The organism is Mesorhizobium sp. WSM4989, from assembly GCF_029625795.1.
Classification (GTDB): Bacteria; Pseudomonadota; Alphaproteobacteria; order Rhizobiales; family Rhizobiaceae; genus Mesorhizobium.
Genome location: NZ_JARTVN010000001.1, coordinates 352,396 through 373,047, shown reverse-complemented (window position 1 = coordinate 373,047; position 20,652 = coordinate 352,396). Strand labels below are relative to the sequence as shown.

22 protein-coding genes are annotated in these 20,652 nt (G+C 64.2%); 9 read left to right on the top strand and 13 right to left on the bottom strand.

Translation table 11 applies throughout. The annotated features are described in order from the left end of the window. Nucleotides 1-14: 14 nt before the first annotated feature. From P9217_RS01950 to P9217_RS01935, 4 genes are all read right to left on the bottom strand, one after another. A complete protein-coding gene (locus tag P9217_RS01950) occupies nucleotides 15-1,787 on the bottom strand; it encodes an ABC transporter ATP-binding protein (protein ID WP_278086756.1) in 1,773 nt (590 codons plus the stop codon). Next, nucleotides 1,784-2,809, bottom strand: coding sequence for a glycosyltransferase (locus tag P9217_RS01945; RefSeq protein ID WP_127246685.1), 1,026 nt, complete (start codon nucleotides 2,807-2,809; stop codon nucleotides 1,784-1,786). Before P9217_RS01945 ends, P9217_RS01950 begins: the two co-directional genes overlap by 4 nt. 112 nt (nucleotides 2,810-2,921) lie before the next feature. Then, nucleotides 2,922-4,034 carry a glycosyltransferase gene (locus P9217_RS01940; protein ID WP_278088264.1) on the bottom strand — a complete coding sequence of 371 codons (1,113 nt, stop codon included), beginning with the start codon at nucleotides 4,032-4,034 and terminating at the stop codon, nucleotides 2,922-2,924. Beyond that, nucleotides 4,034-5,185, bottom strand: coding sequence for an acyltransferase (locus P9217_RS01935; protein WP_278086758.1), 1,152 nt, complete (start codon nucleotides 5,183-5,185; stop codon nucleotides 4,034-4,036). Before P9217_RS01935 ends, P9217_RS01940 begins: the two co-directional genes overlap by 1 nt. Before the next feature lie 580 nt (nucleotides 5,186-5,765). Between P9217_RS01935 and P9217_RS01930 the strand changes: the two genes are divergently transcribed. The 3 genes from P9217_RS01930 (at nucleotide 5,766) to P9217_RS01920 (ending at nucleotide 8,552) form a co-directional block, all read left to right on the top strand. Continuing rightward, nucleotides 5,766-6,653 carry a DMT family transporter gene (locus P9217_RS01930; protein WP_278086759.1) on the top strand — a complete coding sequence of 296 codons (888 nt, stop codon included), beginning with the start codon at nucleotides 5,766-5,768 and terminating at the stop codon, nucleotides 6,651-6,653. Between the two features lie 311 nt (nucleotides 6,654-6,964). Then, nucleotides 6,965-7,471 (top strand): hypothetical protein, encoded by a 507-nt coding sequence (locus P9217_RS01925; protein ID WP_067321952.1) that lies wholly within the window; start codon nucleotides 6,965-6,967, stop codon nucleotides 7,469-7,471. Between the two features lie 592 nt (nucleotides 7,472-8,063). Next, entirely contained in the window at nucleotides 8,064-8,552 is a 489-nt protein-coding gene (locus P9217_RS01920) for a hypothetical protein (protein WP_278086760.1), read from the top strand. 182 nt (nucleotides 8,553-8,734) lie between these two features. Here P9217_RS01920 and P9217_RS01915 read toward each other — a convergent pair whose 3' ends face one another. Together P9217_RS01915 and P9217_RS01910 are read right to left on the bottom strand one after the other, a co-directional pair. Next, nucleotides 8,735-9,379, bottom strand: a complete 645-nt coding sequence (locus P9217_RS01915) for a response regulator transcription factor (protein WP_066992920.1) — start codon at nucleotides 9,377-9,379, stop codon at nucleotides 8,735-8,737. After that, nucleotides 9,376-10,776 (bottom strand): sensor histidine kinase, encoded by a 1,401-nt coding sequence (locus P9217_RS01910; RefSeq protein WP_095801506.1) that lies wholly within the window; start codon nucleotides 10,774-10,776, stop codon nucleotides 9,376-9,378. The genes P9217_RS01915 and P9217_RS01910 overlap by 4 nt, the downstream gene beginning before the upstream one ends. A gap of 557 nt (nucleotides 10,777-11,333) precedes the next feature. Between P9217_RS01910 and P9217_RS01905 the strand changes: the two genes are divergently transcribed. Further along, complete coding sequence (locus P9217_RS01905; RefSeq protein WP_095778960.1) at nucleotides 11,334-11,516, top strand: hypothetical protein; 183 nt, start codon at nucleotides 11,334-11,336, stop codon at nucleotides 11,514-11,516. A gap of 659 nt (nucleotides 11,517-12,175) precedes the next feature. Here P9217_RS01905 and P9217_RS01900 read toward each other — a convergent pair. After that, nucleotides 12,176-12,313 carry a hypothetical protein gene (locus tag P9217_RS01900; protein ID WP_156751036.1) on the bottom strand — a complete coding sequence of 46 codons (138 nt, stop codon included), beginning with the start codon at nucleotides 12,311-12,313 and terminating at the stop codon, nucleotides 12,176-12,178. Nucleotides 12,314-12,355: 42 nt separating this feature from the next. Here P9217_RS01900 and P9217_RS01895 point away from each other — a divergent pair, with 42 nt between their 5' ends. From P9217_RS01895 to arsC, 3 genes are read left to right on the top strand one after another with little or no spacing between them, the layout of a single operon-like run. Then, nucleotides 12,356-12,706 carry a metalloregulator ArsR/SmtB family transcription factor gene (locus P9217_RS01895; protein ID WP_067321941.1) on the top strand — a complete coding sequence of 117 codons (351 nt, stop codon included), beginning with the start codon at nucleotides 12,356-12,358 and terminating at the stop codon, nucleotides 12,704-12,706. Beyond that, nucleotides 12,703-13,401, top strand: a complete 699-nt coding sequence (locus tag P9217_RS01890; protein WP_278086761.1) for an MIP/aquaporin family protein — start codon at nucleotides 12,703-12,705, stop codon at nucleotides 13,399-13,401. The genes P9217_RS01895 and P9217_RS01890 overlap by 4 nt, the downstream gene beginning before the upstream one ends. Continuing rightward, the gene (gene arsC, locus P9217_RS01885) at nucleotides 13,398-13,808 is read left to right on the top strand and encodes an arsenate reductase (glutaredoxin) (RefSeq protein WP_067321933.1); all 411 of its coding nucleotides are present in this window, start codon (nucleotides 13,398-13,400) and stop codon (nucleotides 13,806-13,808) included. Before P9217_RS01890 ends, arsC begins: the two co-directional genes overlap by 4 nt. A gap of 177 nt (nucleotides 13,809-13,985) precedes the next feature. Here the strand turns inward: arsC and P9217_RS01880 are convergent, their stop codons facing one another. Then, nucleotides 13,986-14,168 (bottom strand): hypothetical protein, encoded by a 183-nt coding sequence (locus P9217_RS01880; protein ID WP_067321930.1) that lies wholly within the window; start codon nucleotides 14,166-14,168, stop codon nucleotides 13,986-13,988. 204 nt (nucleotides 14,169-14,372) lie between these two features. On the opposite strand from P9217_RS01880, the gene P9217_RS01875 reads away from it, so the two are divergent. Both P9217_RS01875 and P9217_RS01870 read left to right on the top strand, forming a co-directional pair. Beyond that, on the top strand, nucleotides 14,373-14,522 hold the full coding sequence (locus P9217_RS01875; protein WP_095778956.1) for a hypothetical protein: 150 nt from the start codon (nucleotides 14,373-14,375) through the stop codon (nucleotides 14,520-14,522). Nucleotides 14,523-14,688: 166 nt separating this feature from the next. Continuing rightward, nucleotides 14,689-14,961 (top strand): PilZ domain-containing protein, encoded by a 273-nt coding sequence (locus tag P9217_RS01870; RefSeq protein WP_067321928.1) that lies wholly within the window; start codon nucleotides 14,689-14,691, stop codon nucleotides 14,959-14,961. 144 nt (nucleotides 14,962-15,105) lie between these two features. Here the strand turns inward: P9217_RS01870 and P9217_RS01865 are convergent, their stop codons facing one another. From P9217_RS01865 to P9217_RS01845, 5 genes are all read right to left on the bottom strand, one after another. Further along, nucleotides 15,106-15,390: a photosystem reaction center subunit H gene (locus P9217_RS01865; RefSeq protein WP_095778953.1), complete on the bottom strand. Its 285-nt coding sequence runs from the start codon at nucleotides 15,388-15,390 to the stop codon at nucleotides 15,106-15,108. Nucleotides 15,391-15,489: 99 nt separating this feature from the next. Next, nucleotides 15,490-15,813, bottom strand: coding sequence for a DUF2934 domain-containing protein (locus tag P9217_RS01860; RefSeq protein ID WP_067321922.1), 324 nt, complete (start codon nucleotides 15,811-15,813; stop codon nucleotides 15,490-15,492). 101 nt (nucleotides 15,814-15,914) lie between these two features. Continuing rightward, nucleotides 15,915-17,024 (bottom strand): mandelate racemase/muconate lactonizing enzyme family protein, encoded by a 1,110-nt coding sequence (locus P9217_RS01855; RefSeq protein ID WP_278086762.1) that lies wholly within the window; start codon nucleotides 17,022-17,024, stop codon nucleotides 15,915-15,917. Continuing rightward, complete coding sequence (locus P9217_RS01850) at nucleotides 17,024-19,462, bottom strand: FAD-dependent oxidoreductase (protein ID WP_278086763.1); 2,439 nt, start codon at nucleotides 19,460-19,462, stop codon at nucleotides 17,024-17,026. Before P9217_RS01850 ends, P9217_RS01855 begins: the two co-directional genes overlap by 1 nt. A gap of 148 nt (nucleotides 19,463-19,610) precedes the next feature. After that, nucleotides 19,611-20,609: a L,D-transpeptidase gene (locus P9217_RS01845; RefSeq protein ID WP_278086764.1), complete on the bottom strand. Its 999-nt coding sequence runs from the start codon at nucleotides 20,607-20,609 to the stop codon at nucleotides 19,611-19,613. Nucleotides 20,610-20,652: the final 43 nt, after the last annotated feature.

Sequence of the window (20,652 nt, the reverse complement as noted above, 5' to 3'; positions counted from 1 at the left end):
CGCAAAGAAAGCCCTCACTCCGGCTGGTACAGCTCATCCATGCTGCGCGCCGCCAGTTCCGCGAACGGCGCCTGCTTCTTCACCCGCCCATGCTCCAGGATCACCAGGTCGTCGCAGAACGCGATGGTCGAGTGGTGATGGCTGATGACGATCGTGGTGCGGCGGCCGGCGCGCGATTTCAGCGTTTCCACGATTGCCGCTTCCGAGAGCCCGTCCACCGCATTTGTGGCTTCGTCGAGGATCAAAATGTCGGGGTCGCGCAGCAGCGCTCGCGCCAGCGCGATGCGCTGCCTTTGCCCGGCCGACAGGTTGACGCCGCGATAGCCGACCACCGTCTGGTAGGCCTGCGGCAGTGTCTCGATGAAGCCATGCGCCTCGGCGAGCTTGGCCGCGCGGCGCGCCTCTTCCGCGCTGGCCGTGTCCTTGCCGTAGGTGATGTTGTCGAGGATGGTGCCGTCGACCAGCTCCAGCTCCTGGCTGGCCAAAGCGATGTGCGCCCGCCATTGGGCCGGGTCGATCTCGCCGAGCGGCGCGCCGTCGACGAGGATGCGGCCGCCATCGGGCTCGACGAAGCGGCAGAGCAGGTTGACGATGGTCGTCTTGCCGGCGCCGGAGCGGCCGATCAGCGCCGTCGAGCGGCCGCTCACGATGTCGAAGCTCGCCGCATGCAGCACCGCCGCGCGCTGCTCCTCATTGGCATAGCTGAAGCTGACGCCCTCGAAGGCGATCTTCTCGCCGAGTCCCGCGAACGGGCGGCTGCCCGTGGGCGGCGCGGGCTTGCCCTCGGGGTCGAGCAGCCAGCTCACCTCCTCCAGCGAGCCGGAAAGCCCCTGCAGCTGGCTCCAGGTCATCTGCAGCGCGCGCACATGCGGCTGCAGGCGGTAAAGCAGGATGAGGAAGGCGGCGACCAGCGGGAAGCTCAAGCCGGCAAGCCAGGCGCCGATCACCACCGCCAGGAACAGCACGGCGTGCAGCACTTCGGTGAGCGGCGCCAGCGCGCCCTGGCGTTTGGAAAGCGTGAAGGCCGCCCGCCGCACGCTGTCCGATGCCTTCTCGAACGCCGCCTTCTCGCGCGCCTCCTGGCCGAAGATGCGGATGAGACGGCCGGCATGCACCAGGTGCAGCATCTGCGAGGCTAAAGCGCTGTTGCGGGCCGCGACGCTGCGGCTCGGGCCCTTGAGATGGGCCGACAGCGCCATATGTGCCGCTTGCACCAGCGCCAGGCCGAGCATCACCAGCAGCGTCATCTGCCAGGATAAGAGCAGCAGGAAGGCAAGCAGGATAACCGCCGCCGAGGCGCTGACGATCGCGCCCAGCACCCCTTGCATGGCGTCCGACGCCCGCCAGGATTCGTTGGAGATGATGTTGAGCAGCCGCCCTGGGCTCTCCTTCAGGAAGAACGGATAGCCGACGCTGAGCAGGCGTTCGGCGAGCGCGCCGCGGATCGATTGACCGGCCTTGCCGTAGATATGCGCGGTCAGCACCGCATTGGCGAAGGCAAGCAGGTTCTTGAGCAGGATCGAGCCGAGGATCGCGGCCGAAATCGCGATCAGCCGCTCGCGCTCGCCGAGCCCGGCGCCGACCTTCTGCAGCAGGGCGGAGAGTCCGGCCATGCCGGTCGCCTCGCCATGTCCCATGATGATGCCGAGCAGCGGAATGATCAGCCCGATGCCGAAGCCTTCGAGCGCAGCACTCGCAAGCCCGAGCGCGACCACGACGGGCAGCAGGCCGAGCTGACGGCGGCCGAGCGCCCGCCGCAGCATCGCCAGTGTCGGGTGCCCGCTCATGGCGTGCCGGCCTCCGCACTGGCCTCGGCCGCATCCTCAGCGCGCCGCGGCTGCCGATCGGGCCGCCCCGCCAGCACGAGCGCCATGAATTTCGCCGCGCCCGCGAGGTTCATCAAAACGATCGGCCAGTGCGAGAGCCTGAGATCCTGGTCGAAGCGCGGGCCGCCGATCAGCTCGCGCGTGGCGGCACGCGCCGCCCAGTAGAAATGGCGAAGCAGCCATGGCGCCCGGCGGAAATGCTTGAGACACAGCGCGCCATTGCCGAAATGATAGTCGCGGTGCAGCCGATCGATCGCCTTGCGGCCACGCCGGCCGTGGTGATGGAAGATCGTCATGTCGGGCACATATTCCACCGCCATGCCGGCGAGCATGGCGCGCACCAGGTAGTCGGTGTCTTCCGCCGAGCGCAGCGGCCCGCCGGCGCCGAAGCGTTCGTCGAAGGGGCCGATGCGAGCGGCGACGTCGCGATGCATGGTCATGTTGCAGCCGAGCACGAAGCCGCCCGGATGCACGGCGGGCGTCAGCCGCTGGCGCTCGTCGCAGCGCTTGATGGTGAAGGGCAGGTCGCGCGCATCGCCGAGTTCGACGCGGCCGCCGCGGATCAGCCATTTCTCACCGCTTGCATAATGCCGTTGGAGGTCGGCGAGGTAGTTGCGGTCGAGCCTGCAGTCGTCGTCGTTGAAGACCAGCACGTGCCCGCGCGCCCGCGCCAGCCCCGCATTGCGCGCCGCCGCCAGCCCGGGCCGCGGCTCTGAGATCGCCGTAAGTGGAATGTCGGAGCTCGCGGCGATCCGGGAAAGATATTCCGCCGTGCCGTCGCGCGAGCCGTTGTCGACCACCACCAGTTCGGCGGCGAAGGCGGGATGCGCAAGACAGGCGGCACGGATCGAATCGATGCAGGCTTCCAGCACCGCCGCGCGGTCACGCGTGCAGACGATGAAGGAGACCTGCGGCCGCTGCCTGGGCCAGGGAGGCGCGGGCAGGGCCGGGTGCCGCGGCAGGGGATGGCGCGCGTCGTTCATGGAGAGGGCTCAGCGCTGAGGCTGCTGACCTCCCTGCTTGTGAGGGGAGATTGGCTGTCGCGCCGGCTTTCGCCGATTTCCACCGCCGGCGAGTGGACGCGGCCAAAGCTGCTCATGCCGCCTCCATCCTGTAAGGCGCCAGCACCGATGCCGCCGGCGTGGATTTGAAGCGGTAGGCGAGCCTGTCGGCCTGCTTGCCGGCCCACATCGAAGCCTGGCTGAGCCACGGTGCCCAGGCCCCGGGGCGCAACGCATATTGCTCGCGGCGGCGGATCGCGTACCATTTCGCGGAAAGCGTCAAAAGCTCATGCGTCAGCGCGGGTTGCTCCTCGTCGTTGACGAGCTGGTAGAGGAAATAGAAGAGGTTGAGCGCGCCGGCCTCGAAGCTCGGGCGCACCGCCGCGGGCAGCGCGGTAATCCGCTCTTCCAGCGCGCGGATGAAGGCTGCTACCCCGGCCACCGTCGCGAAGGAGACTTGATCGCCGATCGCGCGCAGGTCCTTGGTATCGTCTGTCAGACCCTCGCGCTCGAGGTTTTCGCCCACGATCCTGAGATGTGTGCGCCGCATCTCCTTCACGTGCCGGCTGGTCACGCTGCCGGAATGCACGCGGTAGACCAGCAGGCTCTCCTCCATCAGGGCCGCCGGATAACGGTCGGCGAGCCGGCGGAAGAGGTCGAAATCCTCGGCATGCCGGTAGGCGGCGTCGTAATGAAGGTCGGCCTCGCCGATCACCCGGCGGTTGTAGACCACGGTCGGGTGCATGAAGATCGTGAAGAATTTCGCGAGCACGGCAAAGTCGAGGCGGAACACCGGGTCGAGCCTGCCGGGCGCGATACGCCCACGCACCAGCATGTCGACGATCGAGCCGCAGAAGCCGATCTCGGGACGCGTTGCAAACAGCGCCGCCTGGCGCGACAGCCGCCAGGGATAGGCGAAGTCGTCGGCGTCCATGCGCGCGACGAGCTCGCCTTGCGCGCTCGCCAACCCCTCATTGAGGGTGGCGACGAGACCGCGGTTCTCGCGCGAAACAATGGATACGCGGCTGTCCGCCTTGCGGCAGCGGTCGAGGATCTCCAGCGACCGGTCGGTCGAACCGTCGTCGATGGCGATGATCTCGAGCCGGCTGTAATCCTGCCGCAGGATCGATTGGATTGCAGCGCCGACATAGGGCTCGGCATTGTAGACCGGCAGCAGCACGGAGATGAGGGGAGTGGCGCTTGCCATCATCGTCGCGCCTCGGTTTGCTGCAGGTCCAGCGCGGATACCCCGGCCGGCGGGCCGACCCAACTTGTCTCGCCCGCCATGCCCGCGCGCGGCCGCGCGACATAGGGGAAATAGCGCTTGAGACTGTTGAGCGGCTTTTCGAACAGCGCCCAGGAGAGCGAGGCGACAAGCAGCGTGGCGGCGCCTGCGACAAGGAAGCGGCCAGGCCCTTGCTCCGAGACGTTGAGCGGGATCCAGGGCTGCGCCTTGACGGCGTAGGCGAGAAGGATCGGGTGGTAGAGATAGACGCCGTAGCTGATGCGGCCGAGGAAAAGCAGCGGCGGCAGTTCGGACAGCTTGCCGAGCCTGCCGCCGAGGCCGTTGGAGCAGGCGGCGACAATCGCCACCAGCGGCACCAGCGGCAGCACCTGCACCAGCGCCCAGTGCGCCCACTCCCATGCCGAGTTCGCCGGTCCCGGATCGGACCAGACGACGAGCAGGAAAACGGCCGCGAAAGCCGGCCAGCCGAGCCGCATCCAGCGCGGCACATCGGCGCCCCTGGCGCGGCGCACGGCAAGCAGGGCGCCGCAGCCAAGCGCGTCCATCGAGGCCGGCGGCAACAGGTCCCGGGCGAGCGCCGGGTTGGCGGTGAGCGGCCAGTAGAAGCGGTAGGCGAACGAGAAGAGGATGACGCCGATCGTGATCGCCTCGATACGCCGGCGCGGCGCCAGAAGCACGATCAGCGGCCAAGCGAGATAGAACTGCTCCTCGATGCTGAGGCTCCAGAAATGGCAGAGCAGCCAGGGGTTCCAGTCGTTGCGCAGCGCATACCAGAAGTTCGAGAGATAAAGCGCATGCCAGGCAAGCGACGGGCTGGACTGTTCCAGATTGGTGAGCCAGACCAGGGCCAGCACCGCGAAATAAGGCGGAAAAATTCGGATCACGCGCCTGGCATAGAAGGCGCGCAGGGCCGGCCCGGAAGCGAATGCGTTGCTGTCACGCGCGTCAAGCAAAAGCCGGGTGATCAGGAAGCCGGAGAGCACGAAGAACAGCCGCACGCCGAGATGGCCGAGGAAGGAGGTGCCGTTCGGCGCAAGGAAATGCGCGTAAAGCACCAGCGTGACGGCTACAGCTCGCACTGCATCAAGCTGGATGTCGCGCTGACCTGTCATTGGCGGGGTCCCCAGGCTCCGTCGTAAGATCCTGCGCTGGACCTGCAAAGCACGCCGACTCCGCCTGTCGACGAATCTCCGTCCGGGGCGAGAGTGCCGTCCTTGGCTGTCAGCGGAATGCCCATTCGGCTCAACGTAGCGGCATCCTCCACTGCCCATGTTGGTTCACATCTGTCTCCGCTTATGTTGCGGCGCAACACACAATGCTTACGAGTTTGAAATAAAGCTGTGATTTGGAGGGTTGCAGACGACAGTTGACTTGGGAAGTTTGGCCTATGGTCCTATATGGTGATGGTCGGTTGGTCTGATTTTTGAAGTATTTATCGCTACGGATGCTGTGACGCATTGCGACAACCGTAGCGGGTGTTTTGGCGATATTGACAGTAACGCTCCATTTAGCCAAAGACTATTCAAATCGCGTTGTGAAAAGTATATTGAATTTCAAAGTCTTGTGCGGCGCAGCAATCCAGTTGCGATACTTGAAAGGCCTGTCCAACCATCCGGCCCCGTTGCCTCAAGACAAGGGAAACATCAGTCTCTATCTCCACCACGGACCGGGGCGCGGGGGGATGGAGGAGAAGTGACGTCGACGCCGATCGCAACACCGCAGGCGCCGCTGGGGGCCTTGCCCGTGCTTGGCCTGCTCAGCGCCATCCTTTCGGTGCAGGTTGGCGCCGCCTTCGCCAAGGGCCTGTTTCCGGTCCTTGGGGCCGAGGGCACAACGATGCTGAGGCTCGTCATCGGCGCGCTGATGCTGGCGGCAGTGCTCAGGCCATGGAAAGTGCTGCCGACGCGAAAGGGTCTGCCTTGGCTCGCCGCCTATGGCCTCACCGTTTCGGTGATGAACCTGCTCTTCTATGCCGCGCTCGAGCGCATTCCGCTGGGCATCTGCGTGGCGCTCGAATTCACCGGCCCGCTTTTTGTCGCCACACTCGGCTCGCGGCGCCTTCTCGACCTCGTCTGGGTGGTGCTTGCCGTCGCCGGCATCGTGCTGCTCTCGCCGTTCGCCGATATCAGCCGCGGGCTCTATCCGATCGGCGTGCTGCTTGCGCTTGCCGCCGGCGCCTGCTGGGGGCTCTATATCATCTGTGCGCAGAAGGCCGGCGCCGAGCTTGGCGCCCGCACCTCGGCCTATGGCATGGCGATCGCCGCGCTCGTCGCGCTGCCTTTTGGCTTCACCGCAGCCGAACCTTATCTCACCGACTCGCATGTCATGGCGGCCGCGGTCGTCGTCGGGCTGTTCTCCAGCGCGCTGCCCTTCTGGCTGGAGATGATGGTGCTCGCCAGAATGCCGGCGAAAGTCTATGGCATGATCGTCTGCCTGGAACCCGCAGGCGCCGCGCTGACCGGGTTTCTCTTCCTGCACGAGAGCTTGAGCGTTTTGCAATGCGCCGGTATTGGCGCCGTGATTGCCGCCGCGTTCGGCGCGGCCGTAACGGCGAGAGCGCCGGTTCCGTCACCCTGTTAAGGATCAATGCCATATCGCCTGAGGGCGCGGCGGTTTTGGGAGAGCATAGAACAACCACTCGTAGCGCGTTGCGCGAAGCCGTGCACGCGGGTATCCACGCCGGAAAAAGCCGTGCACGCAGCCGGGCCCGATCACATCTGGTGGTTGAGATAGGACTTAGGTCCGACATCGCTGCGAAAAAGGTCTTAAAAAGCAAGACAAGGGTCGTGGGCCACTTCCCCACGACGGGTTGATTAGGGATGCTGATGTTGCGACATTGCCGGTGGGGTAGTTCGGCCGAAGGGTCGGATGGCTGGCAAGGGGAGATTGGGATGCGCGTATCGCGCATGGGCTGCAGGCATGTCTTGCGGGCGCTCGTTGCGCTGGCGCTTGTTGTCGCGCCTTTTCATCTCTCCTTCGACGGTCCTGTCGTGGCCAAGGCCTATGCCGGCAAAGGCGGCAATGGAAACGGCAATGGCGGTGGGAACAGCGGCGGCGGAAACGGTAACGGCAGCGGCGGCGGCAACAGCGGGAACGGGAACGGCAACTCGGGCGGCAACAGCGGAAACAGCAACTCGGGCGGTAACAACGGAAACGGAAACAGCGGCAACAGCAAGGGCGCAACGAACACTGCAGCAACCGGCGATGTCGATGATCATGTGAATGCGGCGACCGGCGACAAGGTCGAGGTCAGTGCCAATAGCATCCAGGTCACGCACCGGAACGGAATGAAGGAGAGCATCGAGAACGGCCGTTTCAGGATGGAGGACAAGTTTGGTCGCACCATCGTCGAGCGCAAGGCCACAGTGGCCGATCTCGATCGCCTAAAGAGTTTGTGAGAGCGAGGTTCTATCTGGATTAGATCTTAAGGGGCCAAAAGCCAGCGCTGCAAAATCAGGTTGCCACCTTTTGCTTCGTCTCTTCGGTCCTGATCGTCTTACGACAGAACTCCCGCTGCTCACCTTGCCCCCGCCTTTTGGCGGGGGTACTTTTTTGGGGCCCTTGAGACGGCTGCCGGATAAGGCGGGCTCTTGGCGCATGCCCCCGCAGTCCGGGGAAACATTTCATGCGCAAACCAAAGGTTACGGCGCTTTTTCGTCCAGGAGGGCGCATGCGCCGTAGCATGCCGCGGTTCGTTGAGTGTCCGCGCCGTTCTCGCGTGCGACAGTCATAATGAATTGCTGGCCGCTTTCCAAGCGATTTGGTTAACGCGACGGCAGTCGCAGCTTCCAGTTGTGTTCCCGGCTGGTGCGACAATGGTCCCCAAGTGACTGCAAAAAGGTCCGACCGGACATGGCATGGGTCGTGGGCCGCTTCCGTAACCTTACCAAAGCGTGAATCTTGTCTGGTCAAGACACCGGTTCCGCCTTGGCGGGCTGAGAGCGGAACTTCGGCAGGGCCGAGGCGGAACCGGCATGAACCAAGGACGGCATGCGCGAACCCGCCTCAAAAAGGTTTGTCCGCCTTACGCTGCGCGCCGCGGCCGCGCTGGCGCTTTTTGCCGCGCCTGGTCATTTCACGTCCAATAGCCTTGCCAAGCTTCTGGTGGCCACCGCTTATGCCGACAACGGCGGCGGCAACGGCAATGGCGGCGGCAACGGCGGCGGGGGCAATAGCGGCGGCGGAAACGCTGGCGGCAATTCCGGCAACAGCAATTCCGGTGGCGGCAATGCCAATGCCGGTCCTGGCAACAACAGCGGCAAAGGCAACAGCAGCCCCGGCGGCAAGGCCGCCAGCCGTGTCAATGCGGCGACGGGCGACATAGTCGAGATCGACGGCAACAGGATCACCATCATCCACCGCAACGGCATGAAAGAAGAGATCGAGAACGGACGCTTCGAGATGAGCGATGCGCAAGGCCGCACCATCGTCGAGCGCCGGGCGACCGAGAAGGATCTGGCCCGTCTGCTAGGCTTGTGAGGGCCGAGAGAAGCTACCCCCTTTTCCCGCGCCTTCGCATGTCACCCCCGCCTTCAGAGGCGGGGGTGATTTGCTTTTGAAATGACGGTGAATGGTGAATAGGGAACAGTAATCAACGAAACGCACTTCACCGAATGGGAACGCGCCGACGCTTCACCATTCACTGTACTTTCCACTATTCACTAATTCCTCTCTCTCGCTTCATGCATCAGCAGCGCCGCCTCCGTCCGATTGCGCACGTTGAGCTTGGCGAGCACTCGGGTCATGTGGTGCTTGACCGTCTTTTCTTGCAGCGACAGCCGCATCGCGACCTCCTTGTTGCTCAGGCCCTCCGCCACCAGCCCCAGGATCTCGGCCTCGCGGCCGGTGAGCTGGCTGAGCGGGTCGGGCTTGCGGCTGGTGGGCTGCAAGAGATCCGACAGCAGCCGGGCCGAAAGCGTCGGCGAAACGTAGCTCTGGCCGTTGGCGACGTCGCGCAGGATCTCGGCCAGCGACTTGGAGCCGACGCCCTTCAGCACATAGCCCCGCGCGCCCGCCTTCAGCGCCTGGGCGACATCGGCATTGGTCTCGGACACGGTGAGCATGACGATCTTTTGCTCAGGCGCCGCCGAAAGGATGCTGGCCAGCGCATTGAGGCCGCCGCCGGGCATGCTGATGTCGAGCAGCAGCACGTCGGGCGCGCTGGCGCGGACCAGCTTTTCGGCGTCCTCGGCGCTGGCGCCTTCGCCGACAAGCTCGAAGCCGCCGATCTCGCCGAGGCTGCGCGCCACGCCCTCGCGAAACAGCGGATGGTCGTCGACAATAGCGATGCGGATGGGTGCGGTCACGGCTGCTCCTCGACAGACAATGTGATTACCAGTCTCGTTCCCCCCGGCCCCGAAAGCGTCTCGAATTGCCCGCCAATGCTTTCGATACGCTCCCTGAGACCGGCGAGCCCGAGGCCTTCGCTTCGCGCAGGATTGAAGCCCGGGCCGGTGTCCTGCACCTCGACCAGAAGCTTGCCGCCCTTCATCGTGGCTCTCACCTGCTGGCCCTTGCCCTTGCCGTGCCGGAAGGCGTTGTTCAGTCCTTCCTGCACGAAACGATAGATGCTGATCTTCTCTGAGGTGCCGAGTTCCGGCAAGCGCTCTGGCAGCGTCAGCAGCACTTTGGTGTCGGTGCGGCGCTCATGCTCGGCGACCGCCAGCCGCAATATGTCGGCCACCGCCTGCGTCTCGATCTGCGGCAGCACCAGGCCGTTGCAGATGCCGCGTATCTCGCTCATCGCTTCGCCCAGCGTCTTATGGATGCCGGCGATTTCCGCCTCGCGCTGCGGTTTGGGCGTGGCGGGGTCGACCAGCACCGGACTGTCCATTCTGAGCGCGGCAAGTGCCACCAGCTGCGCCGGGCCGTCATGCAGGTCGGCGCCGATGCGCCTCAGGTAGCGTTCGTTGATGGCAGTGGCTCGCCGCGAGGCGCGCTGCACGCGTTGGCGTAGCGACGAGTTCTGCGCCAGCGCCTCCTGCAACTCGCTGACCTTGGCTTCCAGCGCGGCACGCTGCGTCTGGATGGTGCGGCTGCCGCGAAACACGATGCCCGACAGCAGCGCCAGCGAGGCGGCGGTGGCGCCGGCCACCACCAGCCAGGTCCATCTGAGTGCTGAATTCAGCGTCTCCTGGAAATCGTCGGCGACTTCGTAGAATTCCGACACCGCCACCACTTCGCCCGACCAGGGTTCGCGCACGGGGTTGTAGATCTCGAACAACGGCGCGGTCACCGCTTTCTCTTCGCTGGTCTCAGGATCGTCGGCGAGGTTGTTGAATTCCGCCACGACATTGCCGGCAAAGGCCGAGATCAGATTGGGGTTGGGCGGAAACGTCTTGCCGATCAGCTTCGAGTTATCGGCGTAAAGCACCGTGCCGTCGCGCCGCCACAGCTTGAATGACACTAGCCTCTTGCCGAGCGCGCCCTGGCCGAGCGTCTCGTCCAGCGCCCGTTTGACCGTGTCGTCGAGCTCGCGGCTCTTGCGCAGGTCCGGCAGCAGCGGCGCGATCACGCTGTCGACATAGAGCGCCGTCGTGGTGGCGGAGTTGTGCATCACGCCTTCGCGGATTTGCGACGTCACCCAGAGGCCAACCACGAGCATCACCGCCAAAAGCCCGATGCCGCCGGCAATCACAAACTGCCAGGCCAGCGACAGCCCGCTCCAGATTTGCACAAGTCGCTTCAAGGTCTCCCTGAGCATTCGCGCGATTCACCCCACCACGGACAAAGAGTATAGGCCAGCCGCGGCAATTGCGACACCGACCTTGGTCCGGCCTTCAGGCGAGCGGTTAACAGCGCGGCCGTCGAGGCTGCAGAAACCGCTTCCAGGTGCCAAGAACGCCTAGTCCGGCCCCCGGCACAGATGCGGGCGGAACATTAGCAGTTTCTAAGTGTTGAGGTCTTTGCGAGGGCTCCCGAAAGAAACTTCGGCCTATGCCCCCTTGGCAGGCGCGTTTCCTGACCGCTGACATGTGGAGAGGACCATGAACAACATCATCTGGATCGTAGGTGCTATCGTCATCGTGATCGCCATTTTGAGTTTTCTGGGTCTGCGCTGATTCAGTCGGGCCGCTCGTAGCGATGGCGGCGCGAATGAAACGTGCGGCGGCTTGGGGTGGCCTTGGCCATCCGGCTTTTCGGTCGTGCTCGCGGGTATGATCACCGCACTTGTTTTCAGGCGGATGGGCTGGAACGCAAAATAGGGCGACCGCGTTTTGTCTCGCTATGTCGAGGAGTTCTCACCTTCACAAGGCCGAGATGCCAGGCTTGGCCTCGATTGCCGAGGCGGAGCGCCAGGCGCGCGCCGAAAAGAACGCAAGGCTGAGGGATCTTCGTATGCATACATCGTGGCTGGTGCTCGATCCCAACGCGCTTTTCCTGGACGAGATCGACTGCTCGGCGCTGTTCGGTGAAGTGCCTGGGCTAAAAATCGTCGGCTAGGAAAGGCCTCGGCTGTCAGGCCGTCTGAAGCCGTCCGACAGGTGCCCCGCGCGATAAGCCGCGCAACGGCCAATGGCGCCAAGAACATGAAAACCGTCGTGATGCCGAGGAAGATCGACCAAGCCAGATCGATCACGCTGTGGTCATAGCAGACTGCGAATTCCATGGCGCCTTACCCTTTTATCCACCCGGCTGCGCATCAGGTTGCCACGCATTGGGCCAAGCATGATCCTCATTTTCAAGAAATACAAGAGATCGCTAATTTGGGTAGTGGGTCGGTTTGAAAGTCCACCCCAATCAGAATAGGCGCTTTCGCCTAGGCCCCGTCCGGAAACAGGCGGAAGCGGGCGTCACCGACAAGCGTTGGGAGAAGCGCGATCATCGTTGCGCTTGTCGAAGCCGAGAAGCCAACAGTGCGCCGCCCTTACAAAAAAGCGCGTGACGTAAAAAGAGAAGGGCTCGCGGCGTTTAGGCGCGAGCCCTTTTCCTTGCTGAGAGCGACATTGTTGGGTGTGCTCTGGCGGTCGGATATTCATCACAATCACGGGTTCAGAGGAAGCTGGGGATCATTCACATTCGCTCAATAGAGCGTGATGGACGGGGAGTTTGGCTAACCCGCGATTTCAAACCGGCCCACTATCCTAGTTGGGGTGGAAATTTCACCGGCCGGCCGCGTCGTAACGAAACACCAGCGGCTTGTCTTGGTAATCAGCCAGCGTGTGGAGCAGATCGCCGATGGTCAGGTCCGAGGATCCAATGGAGGAGCGGGGACGATATTTCTTGTCAGGAGTGAGCATGTCGGCTATGCCTCGTTTCAATATTTCAAGGATTGTTGAAACGTGGATGAGCGACAAGCCCTGATGGCCTTTGGTGCGCTGTCGCAGGAAACGCGGCTGAAACTGCTTCGGTTGCTGGTGGTTGCCGGGCCGGACGGCATCGCCGCCGGTTCGCTTGCCGAACAGGTCGAGGTATCTCCGTCCAATGTCAGCTTCCATCTCAAGGAACTGGAGCGCGCCGGCCTGGTCGGCACGCGCCGCGACGCACGCTCGATCGTCTACAGCGCGGAATACGATGCGCTTTCCGCTCTGATCCGCTTTCTGATGGAGGATTGCTGCTCGGGCCGGCCGGAAATCTGCGCGCCGGCGCTCGCCGCCCCGTGCTGCCGGCCGGGCGAGGGGCCCCGGCAATGATCTCTTACGATCTGCCGCGACGTGCCGTTGCTGAAGCCCTGGGCGCCGGCCTGCTGGTGGCAACGGTGGTCGGTTCCGGCATCATGGCGGAGACGCTGACGCATGACACCGCGCTGGCGCTGCTCGCCAACACGCTCGCGACCGGCGCAATGCTGGTGGTGTTGATCACCATCCTCGGACCGATCTCCGGGGCGCATTTCAATCCGGCCGTCTCGCTCGTCTTCTGTTTGAACCGGTCGCTCCCGCCGCGCGATCTGCCTGCCTATCTCGCCGCGCAGTTCGCCGGCGGCATCGCCGGCACGATTGCCGCGCACCTCATGTTCGCCCTGCCGGCCTTGGAAATCGCGACCAAGCTGCGCGCCGGACCGGCGCAATGGTTTTCGGAGATTGTCGCGACATTCGGCCTGGTCGCTGTAATTCTCGCCGGCCTGCGCTTCGAGCGACGGGCTGTGCCATGGCTGGTAGGCCTCTTCATCACCGCCGCCTACTGGTTCACCGCCTCTACGTCCTTCGCCAATCCGGCCGTCGCCGTGGCGCGTGCGCTCACCGACAGCTTTTCCGGCATCAGGCCGGCCGATCTCCCGGGTTTCATCGTCGCCGAACTGCTCGGCGCCTTTATCGCGCTGGCGCTGATGGGATGGCTGCTGCGGCCCGAATCCATCGAGCAATCCGAGCCACTGAAAGCCGAGCCATGACGGTCACCATCTACCACAACCCCGCTTGCGGCACCTCGCGCAACACGCTTTCCATGATCCGCGCCAGCGGTGAGGAGCCGATGGTGATCGAATATCTGAAGGCGCCGCCGAGCCGCGAACGGCTACTCGAATTGATCGCGGCGATGGGCATCACCCCGCGCGACCTGTTGCGGGAGAAAGGCACGCCCTACGCGGAGCTTGGCCTCGCCGATCCGAAATGGAGCGACGACGAGCTGATCGGTTTCATGCTCGCTCATCCGATACTCATCAACCGGCCGATCGTGGAGACGCCCAAGGGCACGAGGCTCTGCCGGCCGTCGGAGGCGGTGCTGCCGCTGCTCGACAACCCCGTGCGCGAATTCATCAAGGAGGATGGCGAGAAGGTTGCCTGGTTGCCGCAAACCTAGAACGCCAGATGCTTCATGAAGTAGATCGAGGCTCGTGGTTTGCGAACGAGTCGACAAAGTGATGGGCACGACACCGACTTCTTGCCAGTTCCTGCATAAGGTCCGCCGCTATCGGAGCTTGGCGATAGATTTGTCGCGCGGCGAACCCGTGGCGGCGATCGCTACGCCCGCAGCCGCTCAGGCGCAGTCCTTCAACTCGACCACCTCGACGCCGAGGCGGAAGGCCTGACCATCGGCATAGGAGCGCGCAAATTGCTCGGCTTCGAAAGGGAAGGTCAGCGTAGTGCCGTAGGCGGTGACGCGCACCGTCCACCTCTGGCCCTTGACGAGTTCAACGCCGTGAAGCTTGGCCGTCGCCATCTCACCCTCCTCCAGTCCGGCATGCTCGCGGACGCAAAGACTAACGCCGCGGAAGTCGTTTGAGTACAAATAATCCGACCCAATCGTGTCGCTGCCGCGTCGATTCCGACATTCGGCGCGGCGCTTCCGTGAAATGGATCACGTTCGCTGCTGGAACCCCGGACAGGTCGAGTGGATTAGACTTACGAGCAGAGGAGGTGTCCCATGATCCGCAAGCTGAAGTCCGGCGACTACCGGCTCTATTCGCGCAAGGTGGATCCGAGGACCGGCAAACGCCGGAATCTCGGTACCTTCAAGTCGCGCGAGGCTGCCGAAAAGCACGAGCGCGAGGTCCAGTATTTCAAGCGGCATTAGCGGCATGCGACAAGCTCGTTCGGTCCGGCGCCGCCTGTGCGGAAACGGGATCGCCGAGTGGGCAGTGATTAGAAAACGCTAACGGAACGGAAACACGTCCGCGCTAGGGTGGTGCGTCGGGCGATTGAGTTTGAGCCCGCCGGGCAAGTTTCGGGACCAGTGCATCATGGCCACCTTTCCCCACTTAGAGCGCCGTCTTCATTCACGAGAATTCGTGCTGAAGGAGGCTACAATCGTCACCGGCGACGCCAGCATCAGGTGCTCCGTCCGTAATCAGCACGAGCATGGCGCCGAACTGCGCGTCGGGCCGCAGGTGGAATTGCCCGACCGTTTCACGCTCATTGTTCCCGATGACGACGCCGTTTATCGGGCCGTGGTGCGCTGGCGCCGCAACGAGCGCGTCGGCGTGCAGGTCTACAGCAATTCAATGAAGGGCTGACGGCCTTCGTTAGCCCCGGCAACGGGGCGGAGCGGCGTCGCCGCTTCTCCACCGCCGTCGTCTCGTTGAGCGCGGGGGCCACGTGCAGGCCGCCGAGCGCGACCTGCTGAATGGAGGCCCGGCTCTCGTCGGACCCTCCCGTGCTCAGTCGTGATGCTCGGGCATCGACTTCAGCTGGTCCTTCGTCCATCTGGTCACGGCGTGGACGTCGCCGTCCTCGTCGCGCATGAAATCCAATTGGTTGGCGCTGACGGCGACCGGCTTTGCACCGATGCCGAGGAAGCCGCCGACATCGATGACGACCTGGCTGCCATGCATGTGGTCGACCGAGCCGATCTTTTCGTCGTCGGGGCCGTAGATGGTGGCGCCTTCGAGAATGCTGGGAGTCAATTCGGCGTTTGTCAGCCTCACGTGGTTGGTATGATCCATGACAGGTCTCCTGTGGTTAGACAGGAGGAACTGTCGATGGCAACGAGGGTTCCGCCGACGTCGAATGCCGGCAACGTCGCACGCGTCTGGGTTCCTGACCTACAGCCCTTTCCGTGCCCGGATGCTCCGCGCCGCCTGCTCGATCGCGGCGCGGTCGCTGCCCAGCCTGTCGAGCAACTCCTGCGCTTCTTGGGCCGATATGCCGGTGCGTATCGCAAGCGCCTCGACCGTCAGCACATCCGCGCTGTCGATCTCGCGCGTTCCAGGCAGCGCATCGTCTGCCGTGAGCGGCAGCGCCGCCTCGCGATCGATCTCCATCTCGGCCTGGCGCCAGTGCCGCTCATGGTCGCCATGCAAGCTGCCCTCGCGCTGCCAGAGCTCATAGGCACGCTGTCTGATCTTCTCGGTCCGATCATCATCCATTGCCGTTCCTCCCTTTGCGTGCCACTCAACGCGGGATGAGGTGGAACGATCCGCGAGACCCAAGAAGTGATCGGCTGGGCCGGCCAAAGCCTGGCCGGTGGTCAGGCTCCGTAAGTCGCCAGCGGCTTGCCGAATGTCCCGGGTTGCGGTTTGACGCCCAGGCCCGGCCGCTGCGGCACGGCTATGAAGCCCTTTTCGATCACGACCGGGTTCTTCCGGTCGAAATGCCCGTCGATATATTCCTGGGCGATCCAGGCTCCCTCCATCCGGCGCGGCTCGACCGTGGCAGCAAGATGGACACAGGCCGCCGCGATGATGTCGCCGCCCCAGGCGTCGTCGCAGCTGTGCGGCAGCGAGCGAATGGCGCAAAGGTCGCGCACGGTTGTCATCTTCGTGAGGCCGCCGAGGCGCGTCACCTTGAAGCCGAAGCCGTCGGCGATGCCCATGGAGATCGCTCGCAGCACCGCGTTCTGGTCCTCGGTGCTCTCGTCGAGATAGACCGGATGCGTCAGGCGGCCCTTCAGCGTAGCGACTTCATCCATGGTGTTGCAGGGCTGTTCGAAGACGAAGGGGATGGCGTGGCAAAGCCGGTCGAGATGGATTGCCGACGCGATTGTCAGGCCCCGGTTGCCGTCGACCGCTATGCGCGCCTTGTAGCCGACAGCTTCCCAGACCTTGTGCACGACGGCCACGTCTTCTTCGAGGTTGCGCCCGCCGATCTTCACTTGGAGGCGCGGATAGCCGGCCTTCACCTTGTCGGCGGCGATCCTCGCCGTTTCGTCCGGCGGACCTACGATCAGCGAATAATAGGCCGGCACGCGATCGGTCAGCGCGCCGCCCAGCAGCGTCGAGACCGGCACGCCGAGCTTTTGGCCGAGCAGGTCGAGAAAGGCCATGTCGAACGCGGCCTTGGCATAGCCATGTCCGTTCAGGCGCTCGTCCATCTGTTTCGCAAGCAGCCTGATCGAAGCGATCTCCGCACCGATCAGACCCGGGGCGATTTCGGCGATCGCCGCGCGAGCGCCCAGCGCATGGTGCGGCTGATAGACCGGTCCGATCGGGCAGGTCTCGCCCCAACCGGTCAAACCGTCTTCGGTCACGATCTCGACAAGCGTCGAGTCCAGCGACTCCACGTCGTCGCTGGCCATGCGGTAGACGCCGCCTTTGACGGGCAGCTGCGCCGAATAGACGTTGATCCGATCGACGCGCATCACATACGCGCCCTGGCCGAGGTCGGATCGTAAGGCGAGTCCGCGATCACCTCGGCGATCTTCCATTCTCCCAAAATGGCGACCTCGAGCTTGGTGCCGGGCTTGCTCAGACGCTCCGGCAGAAGGGCCAGCGCCACGTCATGGCCGAGCGCATAGCCGTAGCCGCCCGACGTAATGCGCCCGACAAGTTCGCCGTCGCTATAAAGGCCCTCGGAGGCAAGCGTGCTCGCGCCGTCGGTTTCGATCTTGAGCGTCACCGACCGGCGCTGGTCGTTCCTCGCCTTGTATTTCAGCACCGCCTCGCGGCCGACGAAATCGCCCTTGTCGAGGCGGATGAAGCGCTCGAGCCCGCTCTCCAGCGCGTTGAGCTCAGGGTTCATGTCGCGATACATGGCGCGATAAGATTTTTCGAGCCTGAGCGACTCCAGCGCATGCAGCCCGATAAGCCGCATGCCGTGCTTCTCGCCCTCTTTGAGGATGGCATCCAGCAGCTGCCGCTGATAGGACAGCGGGTGATAGAGTTCCCAGCCGAGCTCGCCCTCATAGTTGACGCGCAGCAGCCGCACGTCGCTGGCCAGTGCGACGCTGCCGGTCGCCACGCTGAACCACGGGAACTTTTCGTTCGAAAGATCGATCTCGGTCAGCGGCTGCAGCACTTCGCGTGCCTTGGGCCCGACGACGGTGAAGCAGCCGCGATCGTTGGTGACGTTCTTCAGTGATATGCTGCCGTCGGCGGGCAGCAGCCTTGAGAGATCGTCGAAATTCCAGCGCTCGGCGCGCGGCGTCGAGATGAGGTAGAACAGGTCTTCTCCGAGGCGCGCCACCATGTACTCCGCCTGCACCCCGCCGCCTGCAGTGAGGTGATGGGCCAGCGTCACCTTTCCGACCGCCGGCAAGCGATTGGCGATGATCCTGTCCAGCCAGGCGGCCGCGTTCGGTCCGGACACCTCGAACTTGGTCATGGGCGTCATCTCGACCAGGCCGACGGCAGTGCGCACCGCCTGGACTTCCTGGGCGACGAGGTTCCCCTTCGGCGTCCATCGCCAGCTATACTGGTCCTTGGCTTCGACGCCGTGGCGCGCGAACCAGTTGGGCATCTCCCAGCCATTGAGAACGCCCCAGACGGCGCCGAGCTCGGTCAGCCTGTCATAGGAAGGCGCGGTCTTCTGCGGCCGGGCGGCGGGCATGTCCTGTCCCGGATACTTCTGCTCCGCATGTGTGCCCCAGGCCTCGCGGACCTTTTCGCGCGTCCAGGCCTTGTTGGCATAGTCGCCGAAGCGGCGCGGATCGAGATCCGAGGTGTCGAGGCTGTTGCCGCCTTCGACGATCCGTTCCGACAGGTAATAGCCGATCGTGCCGCCCCACAGGATGCCGCCTGGCACGCCTTCGGCCAGCCAGACATTGGGCCGGCCCCAGGCCGGCCCCATCAAGGGAAGCTCGTCCGCGGTCATCTGGAACGGTCCGCGCACATTGGCCTTGATACCGACGCGCCCCAGCGCCGGCACCAGCTGCAGAGCCTGCTCCCAGTTCCACGACACCGCCTCGAAATCTTCTTCGACGAGGTCGGCGCCGAACCAGGAAGGGACGCCGTCCTCGGCGAACAGTTTCAGGTTCGCCGTGCGCTCGTAAGGCCCGAACATCAGCCCGTCGCCTTCTTCGCGCAGATAGCCCTCGAACCCTTCGTCGCGCAGGATCGGCATTTCGGGGCGGCCCTGCCTTTTCCGCTCGACGATTTCCGGCACCGCTTCGGTGATCCAGTACTGATGCAGGATCGGGATCGCCGGGATATCGAGGCCGAGCAGCGCGCCGGTCTGGCGCGCATAATTGCCGGTCGCGGAGATCACGTGCTCGCAGGTGATGTCGCCCTTGTTAGTCTGGACGAGCCATTCGCCGCCGGGCGTGCGCCTGAAGCCGGTGACCTCGGTGTTCAAGTACACCTTGGCACCCAGATCCCGCGCGCCTTTGGCCATGGCGATGGTCACATCGGCCGGCGCGATATGGCCGTCATCGGGATGATAAAGCGCGCCCAGCATGTGGTCGTTGTCGAGCAGCGGCGCCAGCTGCCTCGCTTCGCCCGGCGTCAGCAACTCAGCGCGCATGCCCTGGACGTCGGCCACGCTCATATAACTCTTGAATTCGTCTAGCCGGTCGCGGCTGTTGGCGATGCGCAGCTGGCCGCATTTGTGCCAGCCGACCGGCTGGCCGGTTTCGGCCTCCAGCCCTTCATAGATCTCGATGGTCTTCTTGATCATGCGGCCGACATTGATGTTGCGGGTATAGGACGGGATCAGGCCCGCCGCATGCCAGGTGGAGCCGGCCGTAAGCTGGGTCCGCTCGAGCAGCGCAACGTCGGTCCAGCCGCGCTTGGCCAGGCCGTAAAGGATGCCGGCGCCGACGCATCCTCCGCCGACGATCACCACTCTCGCATGTGCTTGCATCGAACCACCAATTCCAGATCGTTTTCAAAAGCGCGCCGCCGAAGCTACAGGCGACGGAAGGCCGTGTAACGTTCTGAAAAACTAGGGGTAACGATAAATTAGGCTTATGCAGCGATCCCGCCTTGGCGGCTCGCTCCTCCCGGCGTTTTTACTGCGCCTGCCCGTCCTGCGCCGTCTCGTCCTTGAACTCGACTTTCGTGCCCGGCTTGACCATAGCGGCGAGGTCTTCGGCATCCCAGTTGGTCAGCCGGATGCAGCCATGCGAGTAGGTCGTCCCGATTTTGCCGGGATCCGGCGTGCCGTGGATGCCATAGCTTTCGATCGAGAGGTCGATCCAGACCGATCCCACCGGATTGTTCGGTCCCTTGGCGATGGTGAAGGGCCGCTTGCTCTTGACCCCCTTGAAGGCGAATTTCGGATTGTAGTGATAGGTCGGATTGCGCACCACGCGTTTGACCTCCGCGGCGCCGCTCGGCGCCGGCTTTTCCTCGCTGCCGATCGAGGCCGGATAGACCGCAACCGGCTTGCCTGATGGATCGAGCGCGCGGGCCTGGCGGGATGCCTTGTCGACCTCGATGGTCTCGATCTCCGCCGGGGCGTCGCCCCGTCCGAGATCGGGCACTACGAGGCTCACATCTGCCTTCCGGAACCCGACGCGCGGGTTGAGCGTCTTCAGCAATTGTTCGCTGATGTGGAAACGCTCGGCCAGCCTCTCCCGCGCGTTGCGATAGCCGAGGCGCTTCAGACGGGCCATCCGCTCCAGGCGGGTGGGAATGCGCCTGGTAAAGGGGCCGCGCACGTCCTTGACCGTGACCTCATATGCCACCAGAACCGGCTCGGCGGAGCTCGCCGTCAGCTTGTCCCAGGTCTCGCGTGTGAGCTTGCCGTCGGAAGCCAGTCCGTTCGCCGCCTGGAACGCCGCCACGGCTTTGGCAAAATTGTCGGAGAGGCGACCGTCGATCAGGCCCGGCGAGAAGCGGGCGCGATCGAGAAGGATCTGCGCCTTGAGAAGCATCGGACTGACGTCCTTCGGCTCGCCCTCGCTGAATTGCGCCTGATTGACCGCGTCGAGGTCAAGCCTGGCCGCCTGAGCTCCGCTGCATGCGAGCGCGAACGCCACGGCAGCGACAACGAAGAGCCGGACCATCGACTTCACTCCCGGGTTACGACAGAAACCTGTCTTTATGACG